We start from the raw sequence: 21,674 nt of genomic DNA, 5'->3' as shown, positions 1-21,674 counted from the left end.
GGCACGCAAGAGGGGGGCGGGCCCGCTCGGGTCCGCCCCCCTGTCGTGTGTGCGCTCAGCCGGTGGCGAGGGTGAACACGTGCAGGTCCGTGTTCTCAGGGAGCCGGACGCTCCGGATGGTCCTGCCGTCCGGTGCCGCGAACGGCTTGGTGGCGAAGACGTACGTCGCCACCGGATCCTTGTCGGCGCCCGCGACGTTGCGGTACGCGGTCTTGGCGACGACCTCGTTGCCGTACTGGACGGTGCCGCCTCCGCCGCCGACGGTCCAGTCGGTGAAGGAGAGGTCGACGGTGTCGGTGGTCCCGTCGGTGTAGGTGACGGTCGCCTTGGTCTGCTGGTTGCCGTTGACCGCGCTGCCGATGAAGGACAGCTTGTTCGCGGGCTTGGCGAGTTCGATGGTCTGGCCGGTGGCCGAGGCGTTGTCGGGGCGGGCCGCGGGCGAGTTCGGCCAGGTGAAGGTCAGGCCGCCGGCCGTGCCCTGCCCGCCCGGGGTGAGGCCGGCCGCGGCGAGGGCCTGGCGGGAGTAGCTCCAGCCGCCGCCGTCGTAGTCGGCCTCGTCGTGCTCGCCCTCGTCGTCGGAGACGCCGGTGTTGTTGTAGGCGGCGAGCAGGGTGCCCGGTGCGGCCACGGTGAGGGAGACCGGCTGCTCGTAGGAGGTGTCGCCGGAGGTCACCGTGACCTTCACGGCGTAGAAGCCCTGGGTGGCGTCCCCGGCCGCGGTGAGGGTGATCTCCTGGGAGCCGTCGGTGACCGTGCCCTCGGCGGGCGTGGCGGTGACACCGGAGGGGGTTTCGACCCGGAAGCGCACCTCCGGCCCGGTGCCGCCGCCGAGCGCGAGGGCCCGGATGCCGATCTTCGTACGGTCACCGGGTGCGACCGTGGCGGCGGTGGGGCCGACGCCGATCTGGTACGGCTGCTCGCCCTCCCGGAAGGACGGCGGCGGGGAGGCCGCGCCCCAGGTGCGGTTCGCCGTGGTGGAGAGGGTGTAGTCGAGGCGCCCGCCGTCGCGCACGAAGGAGGCGGGCAGCCAAGGCCGGTCGCCGGAGCGCCCATTGACCTTCAGGGACTGGATGTACGGCGCGTCGGCCGCCGCCCCGCTCGCGTGCACGGAGATGTCGTTGCCCTGCGGGCGGTCGATCTCGATGCGCTCGAACAGCGGTGAGGTGAGGACGAGTTCGGCCCGGGAGGGCACCTGCGGGTACATGCCGAGCGCGGAGAAGACGTACCAGGACGACATCGCACCCAGGTCGTCGTTGCCGGGGATGCCGCCGGGCTCGGTCGACCAGAGCTGCCGCATCGCCGCGCGGACGGTCTCCTGCGTCTTGTAGGGGGCGCCCGCGTAGTCGTACAGGTAGGGCACGTTGACGGACGGCTCGTTGTCCAGCTCGGACTTGGTGCCGCCCTGGCCGGTGAAGGCCCAGCCGCCGTCGCCGGTGTGGAAGAAGTCGTCGAGCCGGGCCAGCGCCTTGTCCTTGCCGCCCATCGCCGCGAACAGGCCCGCCGGGTCGTGCTGGACCATCCAGGTGTACTGGGCGGCCGTGCCCTCCACGAAGCCGTTGCCGGTGTCGGGGGTGAAGCCGGTGACCCAGCTGCCGTCGGCCTTGCGGTTGGCGACGTAGCCACCGCTCCGGTCCGCCGCGATGTTGAAGTTGTTCTGCCACCACTGGGCGCGGCGGGCAAAGACGGCCGCGGTGTCCTTCTCCCCTGCCGCCGTGGCGAGTTGGGCGAGGGAGAAGTCGGCGGTGGACATCTCCAGGGTCTCGGCGGCGCCGCCCCAGGCGTTGGAGACGCTGGGCATGTAGTGCAGCTTGAGGTACTTGTCGAGCGACGGACGCTGGCCCACCGACAGCACCGGCTTGCCCGCCGCGGACAGGTCCTGCTGCGTGGGTACGGTCGCCGCCCGGACCAGGGAGTCCAGGGCGCCCTTGAGGTCGAAGCCGGTGCCGCCGAAGGCGTGGATGCCGGCCAGAGCGGTGGGCGACGGGTCGCCGTTCATGACATGGGTGCCGCTCGCGCCGTGCAGCCAGCGGTCCCAGATCCCGCCGTTCTGCCCGGCGAGTTCGTACAGCGACTGGGCGATGTCGGAGCCGGTGCGCGGATCGAGGAGAGTGAGCAGCTGCACCTGGTCGCGGTAGACGTCCCAGCCTGAGAAGGTGCCGTACTGCGCGTGATGGCGGCGGTCGACGGTGTGCGGCCGGCCGTCCGCACCGCGGTATCTGCGGTCGGCGTCGCTGATGACGTTCGGATGCAGCAGGGAGTGGTACAGCGCCGTGTAGAAGGTGGTGCGTTCGGCGTCGGTCCCGCCGCCGACCCGGACCGCGCCCAGCCGGTCGCGCCAGGCCCGCCGCGCCGCGTCCGCGACGGCGTCGAAGGAGCGGCCCGGCGGGTTCTCCGCGGCGAGGTTCGCCTCGGCGCCCGCCCGGCTGACGTAGGAGATGCCGACCTTGACGTTCACCGGGCCGGTGCCGGGCGCGAACTGCACATACGCCCCGGCGCCCTTGCCCGCGACCGGCCGGCCCCCGTGCGAGAAGCCGCCCGTGCCGCCGGAGACCCGCAGGGAGCCGGGGCTCAGCTTGTCGTCCTGCCAGGTGCCGGTGGCCGTGAAGGCCCGGTCGAAGCGGGCGGTGAAGTACAGGGTGTAGTAGGAGCGTTGGCCCTCGGGGTCGAGGTAGCCGCAGAAGTTCCCGGAGGTGACGGAGCCGGAGACGGTGCGGGTCGCCGGGTCGACGGTGACCGTCGAGTCCGCCGAGCCCACCTCGGAGTTGGCGGTGCGCACGAGCAGCGAGGCGGGCTTGTCCCCCGGGTAGGTGAAGCGGGCCGAGCCGGTGCGGGTGGTCGCGGTGAGGTCGGCGGTGACGCCGGAGGCGAGGCCCACCTTGTAGTGGCCGGGCTCGGCGGTTTCGTCGGTGTGGCGGAAGTCCGCTGCGTAGACGGCGTCCTTGGTGTCGCTCGCCGGGGAGGAGGTGACCTCGCCCGCGTACGGGAAGAGCGGGATGTCGCCGCTGCCGCCCGCGCAGCCGGTGCCGGACATGTGGGTCAGGCTGAAGCCGCGGGTGCGGGTGGCGTCGTACTGGTAACCGCCGGGCGCGGCGGTGCGGGTGGCGTCGCCTCTGGTGTTCTCCGGGCTGAAGGAGAACATGCCGAACGGCATGACGGCGCCCGGGAAGACGTTGCCGCCGTTCCTGGTGCCGATCAGCGGATCGACGTACGGGGTCGGGTCCTTGACGAGGTTGGGGGGAGCTGCGGTCGCCGCGAGGGCGGGGGTGGCGCCGCCGGTCGCGAGCACCGCGGCCAGCAGTAGGGACGTGGGACGGAATCGCATGGCGCGGCCCTTCCTCCTGACGGACGGGTCGCGCACCACAGGTCGCACAAGCCGCAGGGACAGTAACGTGCGCCACCGGTAACACGGAAGACCGCGTACGCCCCGGCCGGCGCGCGCCTGGATCACCCGGTCGGGCTACCTCAAGTACCTTGACATCGTTGTCGGTTGAGGCGGTAGAGTCATGTACAGACCATACGACAACGTTGTCGCGCCCCACACGGTCGAGGCCCGCCCACGGCCTCACCACCACAAGCCAGCACCACCCGGGCAGGGCCTCACCCCCTCGCCTGCCCGGCTCGCGGACCCGGTGTGCACGGCCACCGGGTCCGCCCAGAGCGACTCAACCGACCTGACAGGGAAGGGTCATGGAGTCGTCACCGCCGGAGCCCTGGACGACGTAGCCGAACGTCGTGCTCTGCCCCGGACTCAGCGAGCCGTTCCAGTCGGCGTTGTGGACCATCACGTCCTGTCCGGTGCAGGTGGCGTTGCCGTTCCAGAGGCCGGCCACCGACTGCGCGGCGGGCAGCGTCCAGTCGACCATCCAGCCGAGCATCGGGACGTCACCGCTGCTGGTGACCGTCACCTCGGACTGGTGACCGCCGGGCCAGGTGCCGGTGGTCCGCCGGGTCGCGGTGCAGGTGCCGGGCGGGGGTTCGGTGGGGTTGCCCGGGTCGTGGACGCCCGTGACCTCTCCGTTGCCGCCGTCGAAGACGACGTCGGAGCAGGAGTAGAAGGTCTCCGTGCTGTCCGAGCGCTGCCAGACCATGTAGATGATGTGCCGCCCCGTCTTGTCCGACGGGAGCTTTCCGGTCCAGGAGTAGTGGGCCTCGACCGTACCCGGGGTGCCGTTCAGAGGCGGGTGCTCGACGGTCAGGAACGGCTGGTCCTCCATCTCGTCCCAGGTGAGCGGCTCGGTCGGGCCGTAGGTGTCCTTGGTGACGTAGACGTGGAACCAGCCCGGGTGCGCCGCCCAGGCGTTGTAGGAGAAGTCGACCGTGGCGCCCGCGGTCAGATGGGTCACCGGCCAGTCGTCGCGGGCCAGGTCGAAGCCGGTGAAGTTGGGGTTGCCGCCGCCGCACAGCTTGCCGTCCGGCACGAAGCCGCGGGTGCGGCCGGCGCCGTCAGATCGGAGCACCGAGAACCAGTTGTGGAACGGCGTGGTACCGCCCGTCTGCTGGGCCGCCTTGCAGGCCGGGTTGACGGCCTTGATCTCCCCGGTGTCGGTGAGCGCGTCCTGCCAGCACAGGAAGGTCCGGCTGCCGGGCTTCATGGGGGTGCCGTGGGCCGAGGCCGGGGTGCCGGTGGCGAGGTTCAGGCCGACGGCGGGGAGGGTGGTGAGCAGGGCCAGCAGTATCAGGAGGAGGGCTCTGCCTCGGGTGAGGCGCGGTAATCGCGGGGCGCTTCGGGAGGCTCACATCGGTTGTCGCAGACATGACGCAACTACCTCTTGATGGTCTCAGTCGTACCGTAGGAGGACAGGGCGGGAGCGTCCGCGCGCGATCCGGGCGGGTTCCGGTCCACCCGGGCCGCGCCAGGACCCTCAGACCTATGGGAGCGCTCCCACCCCTTGTGCGTGAAAGCTGGCGCGCACGGCGTCAGGTGTAAACGTCTGCCGTCGGCGCCGCGACACACGGACCGGCATACCGGCCGGAATGTGATGTCCATCGCTCGAACCAGCCGTAGTCACCCGGAGAGGCCGGTGCTAGAAATATCGCATGTGGGACCTTTTGGCCCGATTCAGGCACCTCTCAAGGCGTGCGATGGTCGGCAAGAGCCCTCGTAGCGTCGCCGGGCAGGTCTTCGTCCTCCAGGTGGCGCTGGTGGTGGTGCTCGTGGTCTGCGCCGTCATCGCCCTTGTCCTGCAGTCGGAGCGTGACACCAGCACGGAGGCCAAGCGGCGGTCCATCGCCGTCGCACAGACCTTCGCGCACTCGCCTGGCGTCCTCCAGGCCCTGCAGACCACCGAACCCTCGAAGGTGCTGCAGCCGCTCACCGAGGCGGGGCGCAAGAGCGCCGGCGTCGACTTCATCGTCGTCATGGACACCAAGGGGATCCGCTACACCCACCCGTTGCCGAGCAAGATCGGCCATCGGTTCGTGGGCGAGATCGCACCGTCCCTGGCCGGGAAGGTCTACACCGAGAGCGTCCACGGCCCGCTCGGCCACGAGGTGCAGGCGACCGTGCCGATCAGGGACGACCACGGCAAGGTGGTCGCCCTCGTCTCCGCCGGGCTGAAGGTCAAGAACGTGACCAGCCAGGTGAACCGGCAGCTGCCGATCATCCTGGCCGCCGGGGCCGGAGCACTCGTGGTGTCGACCGGCGGGACGGCCCTGGTGGGCAGGCGGCTGCGGCGGCAGACCCACAGCCTGGCTCCGGCCGAGATGACCCGGATGTACGAGCACCACGACACGGTGCTGCACTCGGTGCGGGAAGGCGTGCTGATCGTCACCGAGGACGGGCGTCTGCTGCTGGCCAACGACGAGGCCAGGCGGCTGCTGGAGCTGCCCCCCGAGGCCGAGGGGCGCAACGTGCGGGAGCTGTCGGTCCTCGACCCGGAGATGGTGGAGCTGCTGGTCTCCGGGCGCGAGGCCACCGACGAGGTGCACTTCGCCGAAGGACGGCTGCTGGCGGTCAACCAGCGGCCGACGGACCGCGCGGGAGGCCCCAGGGGAACCGTGGTGACGCTCCGGGACTCCACCGAGCTGCAGGCGGTGTCCGGCAGGGCGGAGGCCGCCCGGGAGCGGCTGGAGCTGCTGTACGACGCGGGACTGGGCGTCGGCACCACCCTCGACGTGGTCCGTACGGCCGAGGAGCTGGCGCAGCTCGCCGTCCCGCGCTTCGCCGACTTCGTCACCGTGGACGTGGCCGACCCCGTGCTGCACGGAGAGGAGCCGGCCCCCACCGCTACGGACATGCGGCGCGTCGCCGTGAACGGCATCCGGGACGACCACCCGCTCTACGAGAAGGGCCGGTTGATCGACTTCCTGCCCTCCACCCCGCAGGCGCGCGGCTATGGCGCCGGCCGCTCCGAGCTGGTGACCGACCTGTCGGCCGCACTGGGCTGGCAGGCACAGGACCCGAAGCGGGCCCGGCAGATCATCGACTTCGGCATCCACTCGCTCATCGCCGCCCCGATCAAGGCCGGCGGTGTCGTCCTGGGCGTGGTCAACTTCTGGCGGTCCAAGCAGGACGCCTTCGACGAGGAGGAGCTGTCGCTCGCCGAGGAGCTGGTGGCCCGGGCCGCCGTCAGCATCGACAACGCCCGCCGGTACACCCGCGAGCACGCCCTGGCGGTCACCCTCCAGCGCAGCCTGCTGCCGCGGGCGCTGCCCGAGCAGAGCGCCCTGGAGGTCGGCTCCCGCTACCTCCCGGCCCATTCGGGCGTGAGCGGCGACTGGTTCGATGTGATCCCCCTGCCGGGGAGCCGGGTGGCGCTGGCCGTCGGCGACGTGGTCGGGCACGGTCTGCACGCGGCCGCGACGATGGGCCGGCTGCGGACCGCGGTGCACAACTTCTCCACGCTCGACCTGCCGCCCGACGAGCTGCTCAGCCATCTGGACGACCTGGTGGGCCGCATCGACCAGGACGAGTCGGCGTGCGCGGAGCCGTCCGGGGACATTGTCGGCGCCACCTGTCTGTACGCGATCTACGACCCGGTGACGCGCCGCTGTGTCATGTCGCGTGCGGGGCACCTGGCGCCCGCGCTGGTCCACCCCGACGGCAGCGTCTCCTTCCCCGACCTGCCGGGCGGCCCGCCGCTGGGCCTCGGCGGCATGCCGTTCCGGACGGCCGAGCTGGAGCTGGCCGAGGGCACCCAGCTCGTCCTGTATACCGACGGGCTCATCGAGGACCGCAGGCGCGACCTGGACGTGGGCATGGAGCTGCTGCGCCAGGCGCTGGCGGGGCACCCCGACCGGACGCCGGAGGACAGCTGCCAGGCGGTGCTGGACGAGCTGCTGCCCGAGCGGCCCAAGGACGACGTCGCCCTGCTCATCGCGCGTACCCGGGCGCTGCCGCCCGAGAACGTGGCCGACTGGGACGTGCCGCGCGACCCGGCCGCCGTCTCGGGGATGCGTGGCGCCGTGTCCGAGAAGCTGGAGGAGTGGGGCCTGGCCGAGCTGGGCTTCGGCATGGAACTGGTGCTGAGCGAGCTGATCACCAACGCCATCCGCTACGGCTCCGACCCGATCCATGTCCGGCTGATCCGTGACCGCACGCTGGTCTGCGAGGTGGCCGACGGCAGCAGCACCTCGCCGCATCTGCGCTACGCCGCGACCACCGACGAGGGCGGCCGGGGCCTGTTCCTGGTCTCGCAGATGACCGAGCGCTGGGGCACCCGGTACACACCCCAGGGCAAGGTGATCTGGGCCGAGGTGGCGCTGCCGGACTTCACGCTGTTTGAGGAGTGAGGGGCTCGACGTGGAGCTGCCGAGCGGTCGCGGGGAGTTCGACCGTGAACTCGGTCCGGCCCGGGGCGCTGGTCACGCTGATGTCGCCGCCGTGTGCCGCGGTGATCCCCGCGGCGATCGCGAGCCCGAGGCCCGAACCGCCCTGGGAGCCGGGCGCCCGGGACCGTGAGGTGTCGGCCCGGGTGAAGCGTTCGAAGACGGTCGGCAGCAGGTCGGGCGGGATTCCGGGGCCGTCGTCGCGGACGCGGATCAGGTGGCGGCCGGCGGTGGACTCGACGGTGGCGGTGACGGTCGTACCGGGCGGGGTGTGCGTGCGCGCGTTGGCCAGCAGGTGGGCCACCACCTGGTGCAGCCGGGCCGCGTCCCCGGCGACCGAGGCCGGGGTGTCCGGTCGCAGTTCGAGCCGCCAGACGTGATCGGCGCCGGCCGCCCGGGCATCCCACACGGCCTCGGCGACCACGGCGGCGAGGTCCACCTCGGCGGTCTGCAGCGGGCGTCCCTCGTCGAGGCGGGCGAGCAGCAGCAGGTCCTCGACCAGGTCCGTCATACGGGCCGACTCGGCGAGGACGCTGCGCCATGCGAGGTCGGGGGCGACGCGGTTCATCAGCTCCGCGTATCCGGCGATGGAGGTGAGCGGGGTGCGCAGTTCGTGGCTGGCGTCGGCGACGAAGCGGCGCATGCGTTCCTCGCCGCGCCGGCGTTCGGCGAGCGAGGCCTCCACGTGGTCGATCATCCGGTTGAGGGCGGCGCCGACCTGGCCGGCCTCGCTGCCGGGGTCGGTGTCGCGTGCGGGCACCCGGGGCAGCGCGCTGACCTGTCCGTGGCCGAGCGGGACCCGGGCGACCTCGACGGCGGTGGCGGCGACCCGGTCGAGCGGGCGCAGCTGCCTGCGGATGACGACCGCGCAGACGCCGCCGGCGAGCGCGAGTCCGGCGGCCCCGACGATCGCCTCGATCTCGACCAGCCGGCCGAGCGTGGCCCGGACGTCGTCCATGGGCAGGCCGGTGAGGACGCGGATGCCGCTCGCGTCGAGGGCGGTGACGCGGTAGGTGCCGAGTCCGGGCACCGTCCGGGTGTGCACCGAGCCGTCGGCCCGGATGCCGGTGAGGGCGGCGCGCTGGGCGGAGGTGAGGGTGCGCGGGGCCGCGTCCCGGGTGACGACCGCGGCGGAGACGAGGTGCCCCGCGGCATCCAGCCGGGCGGCGAGCAGCCCCTCGGTGTGGCCGCCCTCGCCGAGGAAGGCGAGGTCGGCGGGGCGTTCGGGGTGGAGTGCGGCTCCGCCCACGCTGCGTTCGGCGGCGTCGCTCACCCGGTCGTCCAGGGTGCCCATGAGATAGGCGCGCTGGGCGAGGACGGTGGTGAGGGCGAGCGCGGCGCACACACCCGCGAGGGTGACGGTGATGAGGACCAGCAGGCGTGTGCGCAGCGAGCGGGCCCACGGGCGGCGGCTCATGTACCGATCCTGTCCCGGTTCGCTGGGGGAAGCCTGTGTTCCGTCTGAGGGTGGCTGATGACCTTCGTGACGCCCTTGGTGATGCCCTTCGCCGTACCTGGTCAGGGCACGGCGAAGGGCCGCACCCCCGTCACCGGGGATGCGGCCCTGTACCGCCGTGCGCTGCCGCTTACTTGCGGATCAGGTTGCGCAGGACGTACTGCATGATGCCGCCGTTGCGGTAGTAGTCGGCCTCACCGGGGGTGTCGATGCGGACGACCGCGTCGAACTCGACACCGGTGTCGGTGGTGACCTTGACCGTGCGCGGCGTGGTGCCGTTGTTCAGCTCGGTGACGCCGGCGAAGGAGAAGGTCTCCTCACCGGTCAGGCCGAGGGACTCGGCGGAGGCGCCCTCCGGGAACTGCAGCGGCAGGACGCCCATGCCGATGAGGTTCGAGCGGTGGATGCGCTCGTACGACTCGGCGATGACGGCCTTGACGCCGAGCAGCGCGGTGCCCTTGGCGGCCCAGTCGCGGGACGAGCCGGAGCCGTACTCCTTGCCGGCCAGGACGACCAGCGGGATGCCCTGCTCGATGTAGTTGCGGGAGGCGTCGTAGATGAACGACACCGGGCCGTCGGCCTGGGTGAAGTCGCGGGTGTAGCCGCCCTCGGTGCCCGGCGCGATCTGGTTGCGCAGGCGGATGTTGGCGAACGTACCGCGGATCATGACCTCGTGGTTGCCTCGGCGGGAGCCGTAGGAGTTGAAGTCACGACGCTCGACACCGTGCTCGGTCAGGTACTTGCCCGCCGGGGTGTCGGCCTTGATGGCGCCGGCCGGGGAGATGTGGTCGGTGGTGACCGAGTCGCCCAGCTTGGCCAGGACGCGGGCGCCGGTGATGTCGGCGACCGGGGCCGGGTCCATGGTCATGCCCTCGAAGTACGGGGGCTTGCGGACGTAGGTGGACTCGGCGTCCCACTCGAAGGTGTTGCCGGTCGGGACCGGGAGGGACTGCCACTGGGCGTCGCCCGCGAAGACGTCCTGGTAGGACTTGCTGAACATGTCCTCGCCGATGGCGTTCGCCACGACGTCGTTGACCTCGGCCTCGGTCGGCCAGATGTCGGTCAGGTAGACCGGGTTGCCGTCCTGGTCGGTGCCGAGGGCGTCCTTGGTGATGTCCACCTTCATGGAGCCCGCGATGGCGTACGCGACGACCAGCGGCGGGGAGGCCAGGTAGTTCATCTTGACGTCGGGGTTGATCCGGCCCTCGAAGTTCCGGTTGCCGGAGAGCACCGAGGTGACCGCGAGGTCGTGGTCGTTGACGGCCTTGGAGACCTCCTCCGGCAGCGGGCCGGAGTTGCCGATGCAGGTGGTGCAGCCGTAACCGACCAGGTTGAAGCCGACCTTGTCGAGGTACGGGGTCAGGCCCGCCTTGTCGAAGTAGTCGGTGACGACCTTGGAGCCCGGGGCGAGGGTGGTCTTGACCCACGGCTTGCGGGTCAGGCCCTTCTCCACGGCCTTCTTCGCGACGAGCGCGGCGGCGACCATGACGTACGGGTTCGAGGTGTTGGTGCAGGAGGTGATGGCCGCGACCGTCACCGCACCGTGGTCGATGGTGTAGGTCGTGCCGTCGGGGGCGGTCACGGTGACCGGGTTCGACGGGGCGCCGTTGGGGTGGATGGCCGGGGCGTCGGAGGCCGGGAAGGACTCCTGGCCCGCCTCGTCCACGGTGTCGACGTAGTTGCGGACGTCCTGGGTGAACTGCTGGGCGGCGTTGGCGAGGACGATGCGGTCCTGCGGGCGCTTCGGGCCGGCGATGGACGGGACGACCGTCGACAGGTCCAGCTCGAGCTTCTCGGAGAAGTCCGGCTCGGCCTTCGGGTCCAGCCAGAGGCCCTGCTCCTTGGCGTAGGCCTCGACGAGCGCGAGCTGCTGCTCGGAGCGGCCGGTCAGCTTCAGGTACTTGATGGTCTCGTCGTCGATCGGGAAGATCGCGGCGGTGGAGCCGAACTCCGGCGACATGTTGCCGATGGTGGCGCGGTTGGCCAGGGAGGTGGCCGACACACCCTCGCCGTAGAACTCGACGAACTTGCCGACGACACCGTGCTTGCGCAGCATCTCGGTGATCGTGAGCACGAGGTCGGTGGCGGTGGTGCCGGTGGGCAGCTCGCCGGTCAGCTTGAAGCCGACGACGCGCGGGATCAGCATGGAGACCGGCTGGCCGAGCATGGCGGCCTCGGCCTCGATGCCGCCGACGCCCCAGCCGAGGACGCCGAGGCCGTTGACCATGGTGGTGTGCGAGTCGGTGCCGACGAGGGTGTCGGGGTACGCCTGCCCGTTACGGACCATAACGGTCCGGGCCAGGTGCTCGATGTTCACCTGGTGGACGATGCCGGTGCCCGGCGGGACGACCTTGAAGTCGTCGAACGCGGTCTGGCCCCAGCGCAGGAACTGGTAGCGCTCGCGGTTGCGACCGTACTCCAGCTCGACGTTCTGCTTGAAGGCGTCGCTCGTGCCGAACTTGTCGGCGATGACGGAGTGGTCGATGACCATCTCGGCCGGGGAGAGCGGGTTGATCTTCGCCGGGTCACCGCCGAGCGCCGCGACGGCCTCACGCATGGTCGCGAGGTCCACGACACAGGGAACGCCGGTGAAGTCCTGCATGATCACGCGGGCCGGCGTGAACTGGATCTCCTGCGAGGGCTGGGCCTGCGAGTCCCAGTTGCCGAGGGCGCGGATGTGGTCGGCGGTGATGTTCGCGCCGTCCTCCGTGCGGAGCAGGTTCTCCAGCAGGACCTTGAGGCTGTACGGCAGGCGAGCGGAGCCCTCCACCTTGTCCAGCCGGAAGATCTCGTACGACTCGTCGCCCACCTGCAGCGTGCTGCGGGCGTCGAAGCTGTTCGCCGACACGACAGTCTCCTTCATTGATGTGCGCGTACCACCGCAATCCTGCCGCCACGTCATCTTGGCCGATCCGCTAAGGTCAGGCTAAGTTAGGTAACCCTTACCAAGGTGGCGGCTGCGGTGCGCCTCGGCAGATATCTCGATGTCGAGATAACTCTAGTACATGGGGGCTGGCTGGTCATGTCCGACCGGACCCGGCCCTGCCGTTTTTCGGTGGTGTCGACCACAGGACGATGGGCGAAGATCGCCACATGCCACTCGATACCGCACTGATCGGCCACTGGGACAGCTCCCCCTTCGACTACGGAGTGATGGAGGCGTCGGAGCTGGCGTTCCTCGACGACGGGCGGGGCACCGGCACGCTGGCCAACGCCCTGGAGGAGGACGTCACGGAGTTCGTGTGGCACTGCCCGGAGTCGGGAGTGCTGGAGGTGCGCGACGAGTACGGCGGCGTCGAGCGGGTCCATTACACCGTTGCACCCGCCGTGCCGGTGCACGCCACGGACCCCGTACCGGCGGTCCACTTCGAGCCGGCACTGTTCTTCGCCCACGGGTACGCGAGGATGTGTGCGGCGAACGTGTGATTGTTGGTGAAACCAGGACAGTGGACGAGTACCGAGCGAATCCCCCACATAGTCCCATATAACCCGCATCTCCGCTGGTCATTGACGTCCCGTCACCCGAATGGACCCCCCAACAGGCGCCATCTCATATCTGAGATAGCCTCAACCTCATGGCAGACGACTACCTCGTACGCATCGGCAAGCTCATCCGTGACGCCCGGCAACACCGTGGCTGGACACAGACGCAGCTCGCGGAGGCGCTCGGCACCAGCCAGAGCGCGGTCAATCGCATCGAGCGCGGGAACCAGAACATCAGCCTTGAGATGATCGCCCGCATCGGTGAGGCCCTCGACAGCGAGATCGTGTCCCTGGGCTATGCGGGTCCGATGCATCTGCGGGTGGTCGGCGGCCGTCGGCTCTCCGGCGCCATCGACGTGAAGACCAGCAAGAACGCGTGCGTCGCCCTGCTGTGCGCGTCACTGCTGAACAAGGGGCGCACGGTGCTGCGCCGGGTGGCCCGGATCGAGGAGGTGTACCGCCTGCTGGAGGTGCTCAACTCCATCGGCGTGCGCACCCGCTGGATCAACGACGGGGTCGACCTGGAACTGGTGCCGCCGGCCGAGCTGGAGATGGCGGCGATCGACGCGGAGGCTGCCGTACGCACCCGCTCGATCATCATGTTCCTGGGCCCGCTGCTGCACCGTATGGACGCCTTCAAGCTGCCGTACGCCGGTGGTTGCGACCTCGGCACCCGGACCATCGAGCCGCACATGATCGCGCTGCGCCGGTTCGGCCTGGACATCGCGGCCACCGAGGGCCAGTACCACGCGCAGGTCGACCGCACGGTCCGCCCCGACCGCCCGATCGTGCTGACCGAGCGCGGCGACACCGTGACCGAGAACGCGCTGCTGGCCGCCGCCCGGCACGACGGCGTGACGGTCATCCGCAACGCCTCCTCCAACTACATGGTCCAGGACCTGTGCTTCTTCCTGGAGGCGCTCGGCGTCAAGGTCGAGGGCATCGGCACCACCACGCTCACCGTGCACGGCGTGCCGAACATCGACGTCGACGTCGACTACTCCCCCTCCGAGGACCCGGTCGAGGCGATGAGCCTGCTGGCCGCCGCGGTCGTCACGGAGTCGGAACTGACCGTCCGCCGCGTCCCCATCGAGTTCCTGGAGATCGAGCTGGCGGTCCTGGAGGAGATGGGCCTCGACCACGACCGTAGCCCCGAGTACTTCGCGGACAACGGCCGTACGCGCCTGGTGGACCTCACGGTCCGCCCCTCCAAGCTGGAGGCACCCATCGACAAGATCCACCCCATGCCCTTCCCGGGCCTGAACATCGACAACGTCCCCTTCTTCGCGGCCATCGCGGCGGTCGCGCAGGGCCAGACGCTGATCCACGACTGGGTCTACGACAACCGCGCGATCTACCTGACCGACCTCAACCGTCTCGGCGGCCGCCTGCAGTTGCTCGACCCGCACCGGGTCCTGGTCGAGGGCCCGACCCGCTGGCGCGCCGCCGAGATGATGTGCCCGCCCGCGCTGCGGCCCGCCGTGGTCGTCCTGCTGGCGATGATGGCGGCCGAGGGCACGTCGGTGCTGCGCAACGTGTACGTCATCAACCGGGGTTACGAGGACCTCGCGGAGCGCCTGAACTCGATCGGGGCGCAGATCGAGATCTTCCGGGACATCTGAGCCCCCTCCGGATGAGCGCCGCCGCACCCATTCCGACCAGCACGAACATGGGTCGGGACAGATGCGGCGGCGTCTCTGGGATTTCTCAGGGCCTTCCGGCCTCGATCGATGTGCTCCAAGTTGACCGCGGCCGGCCAAAGTCGAATGCGCGCTCAGGAATCGCCGTCAGGACGGTTCGGCAAGCATCTCGTCCTTCTCGGCGTAGGGAACGTTCAGGTAGAGCCGGCTGAGTGTCCAGGCCGCGCGTTCCACCCGGACCGGGGTGTTCGGCTGCCCCACGGTCTCCAGCCGTTCCGCTAGAACGCGCCAGGGGTCCGCGTCGTCCTCCTGGATCTGCTCGAAACACTTCAGAGCCCTCATTTTGTCCGCCGCGGTTCAGCGAACGCGGTTCGTCGGGACAACAGCCATACCGAAGGTGGTACTGGCTGGCCGCAGTGGCCTCCACGTGGGCATCTCCACCGCTCTTGCTGACGGCCGGCATGACACCGTTACACACGGCAAAGGCCGAGCACCGTGCTACGCCCGGTTCTCCATCGGCCGTTAGCCGTTCTCATGGTGGCCCGCGCGGCCGGTCACGGGACGGACTGGTCTCTTCCGGAACACCTGTGGACCGGGTAGGTGGACCGTGGGTCCCAGCCGGTGCCGACACCGGCCGGGGCGCGACCCGACAGGTTCAGTTCTTCTCCTCGATCCGGGCGAGTTCCAGCAGGTCCTTGCGTACCGCCGGCGGTTTCGCGGCGAAGTCCATCCGCCAGGTCAGTGACGCCAGCCAGGGCATGGCGGCGCTGACGACGGCCAGTCCGTACAGCCAGGGGGTGTGGGTCGTCGCGGCGGCAGTGCCGAGGGCGGCCGAGGATCCGCCCGCAGCGGCCGTGGCCTGAAGTCTGCGAGTCCTTGTCATGCCGTCGAGTCTCGGGCCGGGCGCATGACCGCTCTAAGACGTCCGGCGATGACATATGGATGAGCGCTGCGCCCAAGTGCACCGGAGGAGCGGGGCGTTGGTCATCGAACCGTCACCTGCGCAGGTCACCTGTGGGTATGGTGAGGGAATGGCTCAGGCGATTCCCTTGCGCTCTCTCGCAGTTCACAGGGGCATCGGCACCACTCCCCCAAGGGAGAGACCATGATCATCCTCGGCATCATTCTGCTCGTCGTCGGCTTCCTCACCGGGATATCCATCCTGTGGACCATCGGGATCATCCTGTTGGTCGTCGGAGCCATCCTGTGGATCCTCGGCGCGATGGGACACGCCGTCGCCGGTCGACGCCACTACTGGTGATCGCCCCACGTGCCCGCGCGCCTGCCCCGATGGCAAGGGGCGGCAGGAAGTCCCACACGGCCTACGGAGCGGGTAGCCGGGTGTACCCCTCCGACCTGCCGTGCAGCGCCCGACTCGGCTTCGGTCGGCTCAGGCGCTGTCTCGTTTTCGGCCCTCGACGGTCACCGAGTGAACTGTGGTACCTCCACCTCTACGCCCTCGATCCACCGCACGGACAGCGGTATTGCCGCGTTGCCGGGGGTTCAGTCGGAGGGCGGAAGCAGTGTGCCCAGCGGCCCGAGGTCGAGGTTGAGGTCCTCCATGGTCAGTCCGTACTGGGCGCACAGATCGCTCATGCGGTCGTGGAGGAGCATGAGTGTCGCGCCCAGGCGTTCTTCCTGTTCGTCGGTGAGGTCTCCTTGGTCGACGCGGTGCAGGGCCTGTCGTTCCATGAGCTGGCGCAGCAGTTCCACGAGGGTGAGGACGAGCCTGAGGAGGTCCCGTTCGACGGTGTCACGGTCGGAGCTGATCCGCCGAGCCGGGGAACGTGGGCCCTTGCCGGCCGGCGGGTCCAGGTCGCGCGGGGCGGCGGGCAGCAGCCGGAAGGCGCGTGCGGCGGCCTCCGCGACCTCGTCGGCGCGGCACGGCGGCCGGCTCTCACCCTCAGCTGTCATGGTCGCCGCCTCGCAGCGGGCTGGTGCTCGTCCATGGCGAAGGGTTCTGCTCGCTGACGGAAACGATCAGGGCACGCAGTGAGACGCGTACCAGATCGATGTCCGCGATGGACAGCACGACGTCACCGGTGAGGACGACCCCACCGGTCAGCAGCCGGTCCAGCAGATCGATCAGAGCGACCTGCCGCTGAGGCAGGCGCTCCGCTTGCGGTGGCGGGCTGGGCGTGCTCACGGGGGTGCTCCCTCCGCGGTACCGCCGGACTCACCGGGTGGCATGGCGAAGGAGTACGGAGCCCAGGGGCCGGTGACCTCGACCCTTACCCCGTCCAGCCCGTCGGCGGCGCGCGTCACGTCGGCCAGGAAGTCGTCGCAACGGATCAGGGGCACAAGGTACGCATCATTGACGACGTTCTCGCCGCCACCGGCGGCGCTGCCGGCGGCTTCTGCGAGAAAACCCTGTTGTACGCGGTGCCGGACCCGGTCGGAGGCGTGCTTGCGGCCCGCGGTCTCCACCCGCTCGGCGGCCTTCTGCGCCGCCTGGTACACGGTGTCGCGCACACTCTGCTGCTGCCGGCGGTTCCGCAGATAGGCGCGCCCGGGGGGCAGGTCTGCCGCGGGAACGGCCGGGGCCGCGGGGACCGCGGACGGCTCGACATAGATCTTGACCCCCCATTCGACCTGTTCGGAGAGCCGGGCCAGGCGCTCGGCGAACACGGTCCGCCCGGCTTCCAGGACCTCCCGGGCCCGCTGGTCGTCGAGGTAGACGGTTGCCAGGCGCAGGGGAAGGACGGTGGTGCGCTCTGCCAGGGCCTCGATGACGCCGTGGTGGGCTCGGGCCACCGCCTCCAGCCATTCCAGGTCCTCGAGATGCTGCTTGAGAGCGTCCTCCCCGAAGTCCTGCGCCGGCACATGACTCACCACGAGCCCCAGCTGATCGTCGCCGGTGTCGGTGACGAGGCCGACCGGGGCGTCGGCGACGCCCCGGAGCGGAGCGGCCGCCTCCTGCAGTCCCTCAGCGGCGCCTAGCACCGCATACGCGTACGTCAGCAGGTCACTCATCGCGAGCACTTTCCCGGCGACGGCCGCCCGTGGCCCGGGGCGCTTCCTCCTCCATGGGGAGGGCCTTGCCCTGGCGGAGAGCATCGATCTCGGCCCGCAACCGGCGGTTCTCCTCGGCCAGTGACCGTTCACCGCGGGCCCGGGAGGAGAGCGCGGGATCGTGCTCCCACCAGTCGATGCCCATTTCCTTCGCCTTGTCGACGGAGGCGACCAGGAGGCGCAGTTTTATGGTCAACAGCTCGATGTCGAGAAGGTTGATCTGTATGTCGCCCGCGATGACGATGCCCTTGTCGAGTACCCGTTCAAGGATGTCGGCGAGATTGGCGGAGGAGCCCTGCCCGTAGGGCTGCGCCGCTCGGGACGGGTAGGAACCAAGCCTGTTGGCCAGGGGTTCAGTCACGGTTGCGGCCTCGAATTCCCTCGTACCGGATCAGGAATGTCAGCCCTGCCGGTAGGCACGGATCTCCTCCAGCCGGTCGAGCAGTTCGTCCTCGCGCTGGTCGAACGTCTCCTCGTCGATGTCCCCCGCGACGAGGAGACGCTCGAGCTCGGCGAGTTCTCGGTGCACCGGTGCGGGGTCGTAGTACTGGTTCTCGGCTTCCTCCCGGACCCGCTCCACGACCCATACGACGCCGCGCACGGGGGCCAGGGGGAGGGTGACGAGCTGGGTGAACAGGCCCATGAGAACTCCTTCAGACGAAGCTGTAGGGGGGCAGGGGGCCGTTGAGCCGGAAGTCGACGTCGTCGCCCATCTGATGGGCGACGCTCAACTCCGTGGTGAGGAAAGCCTCTTCCTGGTCCCCGGTCACCAGGAACGACACGTTGAGAAAGTCCGAACCCGTCGGCTGGGATGATTCAAGCGTCCGGGCGAAGGGCCGCAGTGCTTCGACCACACCCGCCGCCAGCGCCTCTTGCCGTGCCTGTACCTCCTGGGCGACCAGCTCACCGAGTCGCAGCGATGCGTCGGGGGCAGCGGTGCCGCCACGGATCTCGTCATTGAGCTCTCGTGCCACGTCCGACTCCCGCAGGATCTGCCGCAGCAGCGCGTCCTCGTCCTGCGACGCCTTGAGGTGGTACTCGCTGCACCCCTCCAGTGCCTGAAGCCGGTCCGTATAGTCCGAGGCATTCTGCTCCAGGGCCACCTGGACGGCCTCGTCGTTCTCGGCGATGAGACCGAACCGCATGGGGAGCACGGTGCCGTCGGCCATGAGGCGCTCCTGTACCTGCTGGTGCGCGATGACGTCGCGGCGCTTGGGGCGCAGATCCTCTGGCGCGTCGCTGACCACAGCACACAGTGGTCCGGCCGTCACTGTCCGCAGGCCCGCCGGGGGTTCACCGACGCCGTTGAGACCGTCGAGGCGGAGCGGATGCTGCTTGCCGGTGATGGAGTAGATGTATACGCCCATGGCTCATTCCTTCTCGCGCGGCGAGCCTCATTCGCGCTCACGTCGGGAGGCGCGCCGAACCGGCCGCCGTCGCCTCTCCACGGGTTCCCTTTCCTTGCCCTCGTCTTCTTCCTCGGGCTCTTCTTCGGCTTCCTCGGCGTCGTCACGGCCGGTGATCCCCTTGAGGGAATCGGTGACCGCTTCCGCCGCGCCGGAGAGGGCCCCCTTGGATTTGCCTTTGGCTCCGCTCTCGACCGTATCTCCGACGATGTCGGTCAACTGGGCGGGCGCCTTCCTCCCGGATTCGAGGTCAAGGCGGTTGCACGCCTCGGCGAAGCGCAAATAGGTGTCGACGCTGGCCACGACGATGCGAGCGTCGATCTTGAGGATTTCGATCCCCACCAACGACACGCGGACGAACACGTCGATGACAAGCCCGCGGTCAAGAATGAGTTCCAGAACGTCGTAGAGGCTGCTGGTCCCGCCACCGCGAGCGACACCGCCTCCACTTTGCGGCACCACTGTCATGGCGCCTCCCTTCACCGGCTGTGCCGCCTCAGCCCCGCCGGTCGATTTGGCCACGCGTATAGCGGCGCTTCCGTTCGTAACCCACCAGATCGCCTTCCTCGTCGAGCGTCACTCGATAGGTGGCCATCACGCTGGTGGTTTCGGGGACGCGCTCCAATTCGAGTACCTCGACATCGGCCTCCCAACCGGTCTCGGTCGGTTTCACTGCCGAGACGGACTCGGGAGCACGGCCGAGCAACTCCTGAAGTTGTCCGACGGCGGAGCGTATGGCCCAGCCGGCGTTGCCCTTGCCGGAGCGGCGACGGGAACCGCTCGTGCCGTCCCGGTCGGAGCCGCGGCTCCGACCGCTGGATCGCCTTCGGGGTTCTGGTGCGGCCATGGTCTCTCCGGTGGTCGGAGCGGGCGCCATATCTCACCCACGCACCCTATAATTTCATCACATAGGGACATATATCGCCCTTGCGTGGACGACTTCGCGGCGACCTGCCCGGTGGTTGCATGGTGTGTCTGTGACACAGCGGGCTGTGAGGCACGGTGCGTGCGATCCGCCTTCTGTCTCCATCGCAGGTTCGGGACCGGGGCGTTGGTCCGGACGCGGGCGTTTTTCATCTGCCCTTTCCGAAGGGAACCGCTCATGAACGACACGACCAAGGTCGGCCTCGCCGCCGCCGTCGCAGCGGGCTATGTGCTCGGACGCACGAAGAAGGCGCGCCTTGCCTTCACCATCGCAACTTACCTTGCCGGCCGCCGCTTTGGGCTCGACCCTCAGCAGCTGCTGACGACCGGACTCCGCAAGATCGGTGATGTTCCAGGGGTCGCCGAGTTGAACGAGCAGGTGCGCGGCGAACTGCTGGGCGCCGGCCGCCAAGCCCTGGCAGCCGCTGCCGATCGGCGCCTCGCCGACCTCGCCGACTCGCTCCACGAGCGGACGCTGCGCATTGGCCAGGAAAAGGACGAGGACGAAGAGGACGAAGACGAGTACGAGGAGGAAGAAGAGGGAGAGGAGGAAGAGCCGGAGGACGAACTGGAGGAAGAGCCCGAGGAGGAGGAACCCGAAGAGGAAGAGACTGAGGAAGAGGCCGAGGAGGAACCGCCGGCGCCACAGCGTCGCCATCGGCGGACGGGAACCGCGGCGCGGAAGCGCCCGGCCGAACCCGCTCCCCGTAAGGCGGCCGCCAAGAAGGCTGCTCCTGGAAGGAAGGCGGCCCGGGCGAAGAAGACCGCAGCGCGCAGGCCCGCCACCAAGAAGGCGGCGGCGGCGAAGAAGACTGCGAAGAAGTCTCCGCCTCCCGCCAAGAAGGCTGCTGCGAAGAGGCCCACTGCCAAGAAGGCCGCTGCGAAGAGGCCCACTGCCAAGAAGACTTCGACGAAGAGGGCGGCCGCGAAGAAGGCCCCCGCCAGGAAGACCGCCCCGGCGCGGAAGACCACTGCCAAGAAGACGACCGCGCGGCGGAGGTAGATCATGGCCGGCACAGTGCGTGACACCAACCACGAAGAAACTTCGGGTCTGGACCTGCTGCGCGAAGAGTTCATCGACTACCTCGGCGCTCAGATGGAACATCTCGTCGACAAGGCAGGGGACAAGTTGGGGGATGTCACCGACCAGCTTCTCGACGTGGCCGAGAACGGGGGAACACTCGCCGGCGTCGGCAGTCGGATACTCCAGGGCGACTCCCCGCTGAAGGCGTTCGTGGGTCAGAAGGCCAAGGGGCTCAAGGACAGCGTGATGGACAAGGCCAAAAGCGTTTTCGGCGGAGGGAGCGGTGGCAAGGCCGGCAGCACCAAGGTCATGAACATCATCGAAGTGCTGGACGTGGGTGTCCCGATCCGCACGGCGTACAACTACTGGACCCAGTACGAGGAGTTCAGCGGCTTCACCAAAGGCGTGCGCAGTGTGTCCAAGAACGACGAGGTTGCCAGCACCTGGAAGGTGAAGGTCGGCCCCTCTACTCGCGGCTGGAAGGCGTCGGTTGAGGAGCAAGTGCCGGACGAGCGCATCGTATGGAGCTCCGAGGGCGCGAAAGGCACCACTCACGGCTGTGTCAGCTTCCACGAACTCACACCCACCCTGACGCGCATCGTGCTCGTCGTCGAGTACTACCCCTCGGGCTTCTTCGAGAAGACCGGCAACCTGTGGCGCGCCCAAGGCCGCCGTTTGCGGCTGGACTTCAAGAACTTCCAGCGCTACGTCACGTTCGCCGACGAGGAAGTCGAGGGCTGGCGCGGAGAGATCCGCGACGGCGAGGTGGTTCGCAGCCACGAGGAGGCACTGGAAGAGGAGGAAGCGGCAGGGGAGGACGAGGACCAGGAGGAGTACGACGAAGAAGACGCGGAGGCACCCGAAGAGGAAGAGGAAGAGGAGTACGACGAAGAGGAGCCAGAGGACGAGTACGACGAGGAGGCCGACGGGGACGAGCGCTGACGCGGCCCGCCAAGCGATTC

20 protein-coding genes are annotated in these 21,674 nt (G+C 69.4%); 6 read left to right on the top strand and 14 right to left on the bottom strand.

Going from position 1 to position 21,674, the window contains the following annotated elements; all coding sequences use genetic code 11:
* Nucleotides 1-55: 55 nt before the first annotated feature.
* Nucleotides 56-3,322 (bottom strand): GH92 family glycosyl hydrolase, encoded by a 3,267-nt coding sequence (locus ACFY3C_RS24915; protein WP_390772286.1) that lies wholly within the window; start codon nucleotides 3,320-3,322, stop codon nucleotides 56-58.
* Between the two features lie 340 nt (nucleotides 3,323-3,662).
* The gene (locus ACFY3C_RS24910; RefSeq protein WP_390772285.1) at nucleotides 3,663-4,592 is read right to left on the bottom strand and encodes a lytic polysaccharide monooxygenase; all 930 of its coding nucleotides are present in this window, start codon (nucleotides 4,590-4,592) and stop codon (nucleotides 3,663-3,665) included.
* A gap of 490 nt (nucleotides 4,593-5,082) precedes the next feature.
* On the opposite strand from ACFY3C_RS24910, the gene ACFY3C_RS24905 reads away from it, so the two are divergent.
* Nucleotides 5,083-7,731 (top strand): SpoIIE family protein phosphatase, encoded by a 2,649-nt coding sequence (locus ACFY3C_RS24905; RefSeq protein ID WP_390772284.1) that lies wholly within the window; start codon nucleotides 5,083-5,085, stop codon nucleotides 7,729-7,731.
* Here the strand turns inward: ACFY3C_RS24905 and ACFY3C_RS24900 are convergent.
* Both ACFY3C_RS24900 and acnA read right to left on the bottom strand, forming a co-directional pair.
* On the bottom strand, nucleotides 7,712-9,184 hold the full coding sequence (locus ACFY3C_RS24900) for an ATP-binding protein (RefSeq protein ID WP_390772283.1): 1,473 nt from the start codon (nucleotides 9,182-9,184) through the stop codon (nucleotides 7,712-7,714). The genes ACFY3C_RS24905 and ACFY3C_RS24900 overlap by 20 nt on opposite strands.
* 169 nt (nucleotides 9,185-9,353) lie before the next feature.
* A complete protein-coding gene (gene acnA, locus ACFY3C_RS24895; protein WP_390772282.1) occupies nucleotides 9,354-12,071 on the bottom strand; it encodes an aconitate hydratase AcnA in 2,718 nt (905 codons plus the stop codon).
* A 245-nt stretch (nucleotides 12,072-12,316) separates the two neighbouring features.
* Here acnA and ACFY3C_RS24890 point away from each other — a divergent pair, with 245 nt between their 5' ends.
* A complete protein-coding gene (locus ACFY3C_RS24890) occupies nucleotides 12,317-12,649 on the top strand; it encodes a hypothetical protein (RefSeq protein WP_390772281.1) in 333 nt (110 codons plus the stop codon).
* Nucleotides 12,650-12,798: 149 nt separating this feature from the next.
* Complete coding sequence (locus ACFY3C_RS24885) at nucleotides 12,799-14,328, top strand: UDP-N-acetylglucosamine 1-carboxyvinyltransferase (RefSeq protein ID WP_145884138.1); 1,530 nt, start codon at nucleotides 12,799-12,801, stop codon at nucleotides 14,326-14,328.
* A 165-nt stretch (nucleotides 14,329-14,493) separates the two neighbouring features.
* Here ACFY3C_RS24885 and ACFY3C_RS24880 read toward each other — a convergent pair whose 3' ends face one another.
* Both ACFY3C_RS24880 and ACFY3C_RS24875 read right to left on the bottom strand, forming a co-directional pair.
* The gene (locus ACFY3C_RS24880; RefSeq protein ID WP_386575691.1) at nucleotides 14,494-14,688 is read right to left on the bottom strand and encodes a hypothetical protein; all 195 of its coding nucleotides are present in this window, start codon (nucleotides 14,686-14,688) and stop codon (nucleotides 14,494-14,496) included.
* A 313-nt stretch (nucleotides 14,689-15,001) separates the two neighbouring features.
* Complete coding sequence (locus tag ACFY3C_RS24875) at nucleotides 15,002-15,229, bottom strand: hypothetical protein (RefSeq protein ID WP_390772280.1); 228 nt, start codon at nucleotides 15,227-15,229, stop codon at nucleotides 15,002-15,004.
* 222 nt (nucleotides 15,230-15,451) lie between these two features.
* Here ACFY3C_RS24875 and ACFY3C_RS24870 point away from each other — a divergent pair, with 222 nt between their 5' ends.
* Nucleotides 15,452-15,607, top strand: coding sequence for a DUF6131 family protein (locus tag ACFY3C_RS24870; RefSeq protein WP_351495678.1), 156 nt, complete (start codon nucleotides 15,452-15,454; stop codon nucleotides 15,605-15,607).
* Between the two features lie 242 nt (nucleotides 15,608-15,849).
* Here ACFY3C_RS24870 and ACFY3C_RS24865 read toward each other — a convergent pair whose 3' ends face one another.
* From ACFY3C_RS24865 to ACFY3C_RS24830, 8 genes are read right to left on the bottom strand one after another with little or no spacing between them, the layout of a single operon-like run.
* The gene (locus ACFY3C_RS24865; protein ID WP_217548036.1) at nucleotides 15,850-16,260 is read right to left on the bottom strand and encodes a gas vesicle protein K; all 411 of its coding nucleotides are present in this window, start codon (nucleotides 16,258-16,260) and stop codon (nucleotides 15,850-15,852) included.
* Entirely contained in the window at nucleotides 16,250-16,492 is a 243-nt protein-coding gene (locus tag ACFY3C_RS24860; RefSeq protein WP_390772279.1) for a gas vesicle protein, read from the bottom strand. The genes ACFY3C_RS24865 and ACFY3C_RS24860 overlap by 11 nt, the downstream gene beginning before the upstream one ends.
* Nucleotides 16,489-17,319, bottom strand: coding sequence for a GvpL/GvpF family gas vesicle protein (locus ACFY3C_RS24855; protein WP_390772278.1), 831 nt, complete (start codon nucleotides 17,317-17,319; stop codon nucleotides 16,489-16,491). Before ACFY3C_RS24855 ends, ACFY3C_RS24860 begins: the two co-directional genes overlap by 4 nt.
* Nucleotides 17,312-17,719 carry a gas vesicle protein gene (locus ACFY3C_RS24850; RefSeq protein WP_386575696.1) on the bottom strand — a complete coding sequence of 136 codons (408 nt, stop codon included), beginning with the start codon at nucleotides 17,717-17,719 and terminating at the stop codon, nucleotides 17,312-17,314. The genes ACFY3C_RS24855 and ACFY3C_RS24850 overlap by 8 nt, the downstream gene beginning before the upstream one ends.
* A gap of 39 nt (nucleotides 17,720-17,758) precedes the next feature.
* On the bottom strand, nucleotides 17,759-18,001 hold the full coding sequence (locus ACFY3C_RS24845; RefSeq protein ID WP_067306907.1) for a gas vesicle protein GvpG: 243 nt from the start codon (nucleotides 17,999-18,001) through the stop codon (nucleotides 17,759-17,761).
* Between the two features lie 10 nt (nucleotides 18,002-18,011).
* Nucleotides 18,012-18,725 (bottom strand): GvpL/GvpF family gas vesicle protein, encoded by a 714-nt coding sequence (locus tag ACFY3C_RS24840; RefSeq protein WP_390772277.1) that lies wholly within the window; start codon nucleotides 18,723-18,725, stop codon nucleotides 18,012-18,014.
* A 27-nt stretch (nucleotides 18,726-18,752) separates the two neighbouring features.
* Nucleotides 18,753-19,232 carry a gas vesicle structural protein GvpA gene (locus ACFY3C_RS24835; RefSeq protein ID WP_390772276.1) on the bottom strand — a complete coding sequence of 160 codons (480 nt, stop codon included), beginning with the start codon at nucleotides 19,230-19,232 and terminating at the stop codon, nucleotides 18,753-18,755.
* A gap of 28 nt (nucleotides 19,233-19,260) precedes the next feature.
* A complete protein-coding gene (locus ACFY3C_RS24830; RefSeq protein WP_386575699.1) occupies nucleotides 19,261-19,611 on the bottom strand; it encodes a gas vesicle protein in 351 nt (116 codons plus the stop codon).
* A gap of 255 nt (nucleotides 19,612-19,866) precedes the next feature.
* Here ACFY3C_RS24830 and ACFY3C_RS24825 point away from each other — a divergent pair, with 255 nt between their 5' ends.
* Complete coding sequence (locus tag ACFY3C_RS24825; protein ID WP_390772275.1) at nucleotides 19,867-20,691, top strand: histone H1-like repetitive region-containing protein; 825 nt, start codon at nucleotides 19,867-19,869, stop codon at nucleotides 20,689-20,691.
* Between the two features lie 3 nt (nucleotides 20,692-20,694).
* Nucleotides 20,695-21,654, top strand: coding sequence for an SRPBCC family protein (locus tag ACFY3C_RS24820; protein ID WP_390772274.1), 960 nt, complete (start codon nucleotides 20,695-20,697; stop codon nucleotides 21,652-21,654).
* The last annotated feature ends 20 nt before the right edge of the window (nucleotides 21,655-21,674 follow it).

This window comes from Streptomyces sp. NPDC001410 (assembly GCF_042895235.1).
Classification (GTDB): domain Bacteria; phylum Actinomycetota; class Actinomycetes; order Streptomycetales; family Streptomycetaceae; genus Streptomyces.
This window is presented reverse-complemented; position numbering and strand designations above follow the sequence as displayed.

Bases quoted from the DNA above. Each gene is read 5' to 3' on its own strand.
- ACFY3C_RS24890 (WP_390772281.1), top strand. From the start codon at position 12,317: ATGCCACTCGATACCGCACTGATCGGCCACTGGGACAGCTCCCCCTTC.
- ACFY3C_RS24855 (WP_390772278.1), bottom strand. From the start codon at position 17,319: ATGAGTGACCTGCTGACGTACGCGTATGCGGTGCTAGGCGCCGCTGAG.
- ACFY3C_RS24820 (WP_390772274.1), top strand. From the start codon at position 20,695: ATGGCCGGCACAGTGCGTGACACCAACCACGAAGAAACTTCGGGTCTG.
- ACFY3C_RS24880 (WP_386575691.1), bottom strand. From the start codon at position 14,688: ATGAGGGCTCTGAAGTGTTTCGAGCAGATCCAGGAGGACGACGCGGAC.
- ACFY3C_RS24910 (WP_390772285.1), bottom strand. From the start codon at position 4,592: ATGAAGCCCGGCAGCCGGACCTTCCTGTGCTGGCAGGACGCGCTCACC.
- ACFY3C_RS24845 (WP_067306907.1), bottom strand. From the start codon at position 18,001: ATGGGCCTGTTCACCCAGCTCGTCACCCTCCCCCTGGCCCCCGTGCGC.
- ACFY3C_RS24870 (WP_351495678.1), top strand. From the start codon at position 15,452: ATGATCATCCTCGGCATCATTCTGCTCGTCGTCGGCTTCCTCACCGGG.
- ACFY3C_RS24900 (WP_390772283.1), bottom strand. From the start codon at position 9,184: ATGAGCCGCCGCCCGTGGGCCCGCTCGCTGCGCACACGCCTGCTGGTC.
- ACFY3C_RS24840 (WP_390772277.1), bottom strand. From the start codon at position 18,725: ATGGGCGTATACATCTACTCCATCACCGGCAAGCAGCATCCGCTCCGC.
- ACFY3C_RS24885 (WP_145884138.1), top strand. From the start codon at position 12,799: ATGGCAGACGACTACCTCGTACGCATCGGCAAGCTCATCCGTGACGCC.
- ACFY3C_RS24830 (WP_386575699.1), bottom strand. From the start codon at position 19,611: ATGGCCGCACCAGAACCCCGAAGGCGATCCAGCGGTCGGAGCCGCGGC.
- ACFY3C_RS24865 (WP_217548036.1), bottom strand. From the start codon at position 16,260: ATGACAGCTGAGGGTGAGAGCCGGCCGCCGTGCCGCGCCGACGAGGTC.
- ACFY3C_RS24825 (WP_390772275.1), top strand. From the start codon at position 19,867: ATGAACGACACGACCAAGGTCGGCCTCGCCGCCGCCGTCGCAGCGGGC.
- ACFY3C_RS24905 (WP_390772284.1), top strand. From the start codon at position 5,083: ATGGTCGGCAAGAGCCCTCGTAGCGTCGCCGGGCAGGTCTTCGTCCTC.
- ACFY3C_RS24915 (WP_390772286.1), bottom strand. From the start codon at position 3,322: ATGCGATTCCGTCCCACGTCCCTACTGCTGGCCGCGGTGCTCGCGACC.
- ACFY3C_RS24835 (WP_390772276.1), bottom strand. From the start codon at position 19,232: ATGACAGTGGTGCCGCAAAGTGGAGGCGGTGTCGCTCGCGGTGGCGGG.
- ACFY3C_RS24875 (WP_390772280.1), bottom strand. From the start codon at position 15,229: ATGACAAGGACTCGCAGACTTCAGGCCACGGCCGCTGCGGGCGGATCC.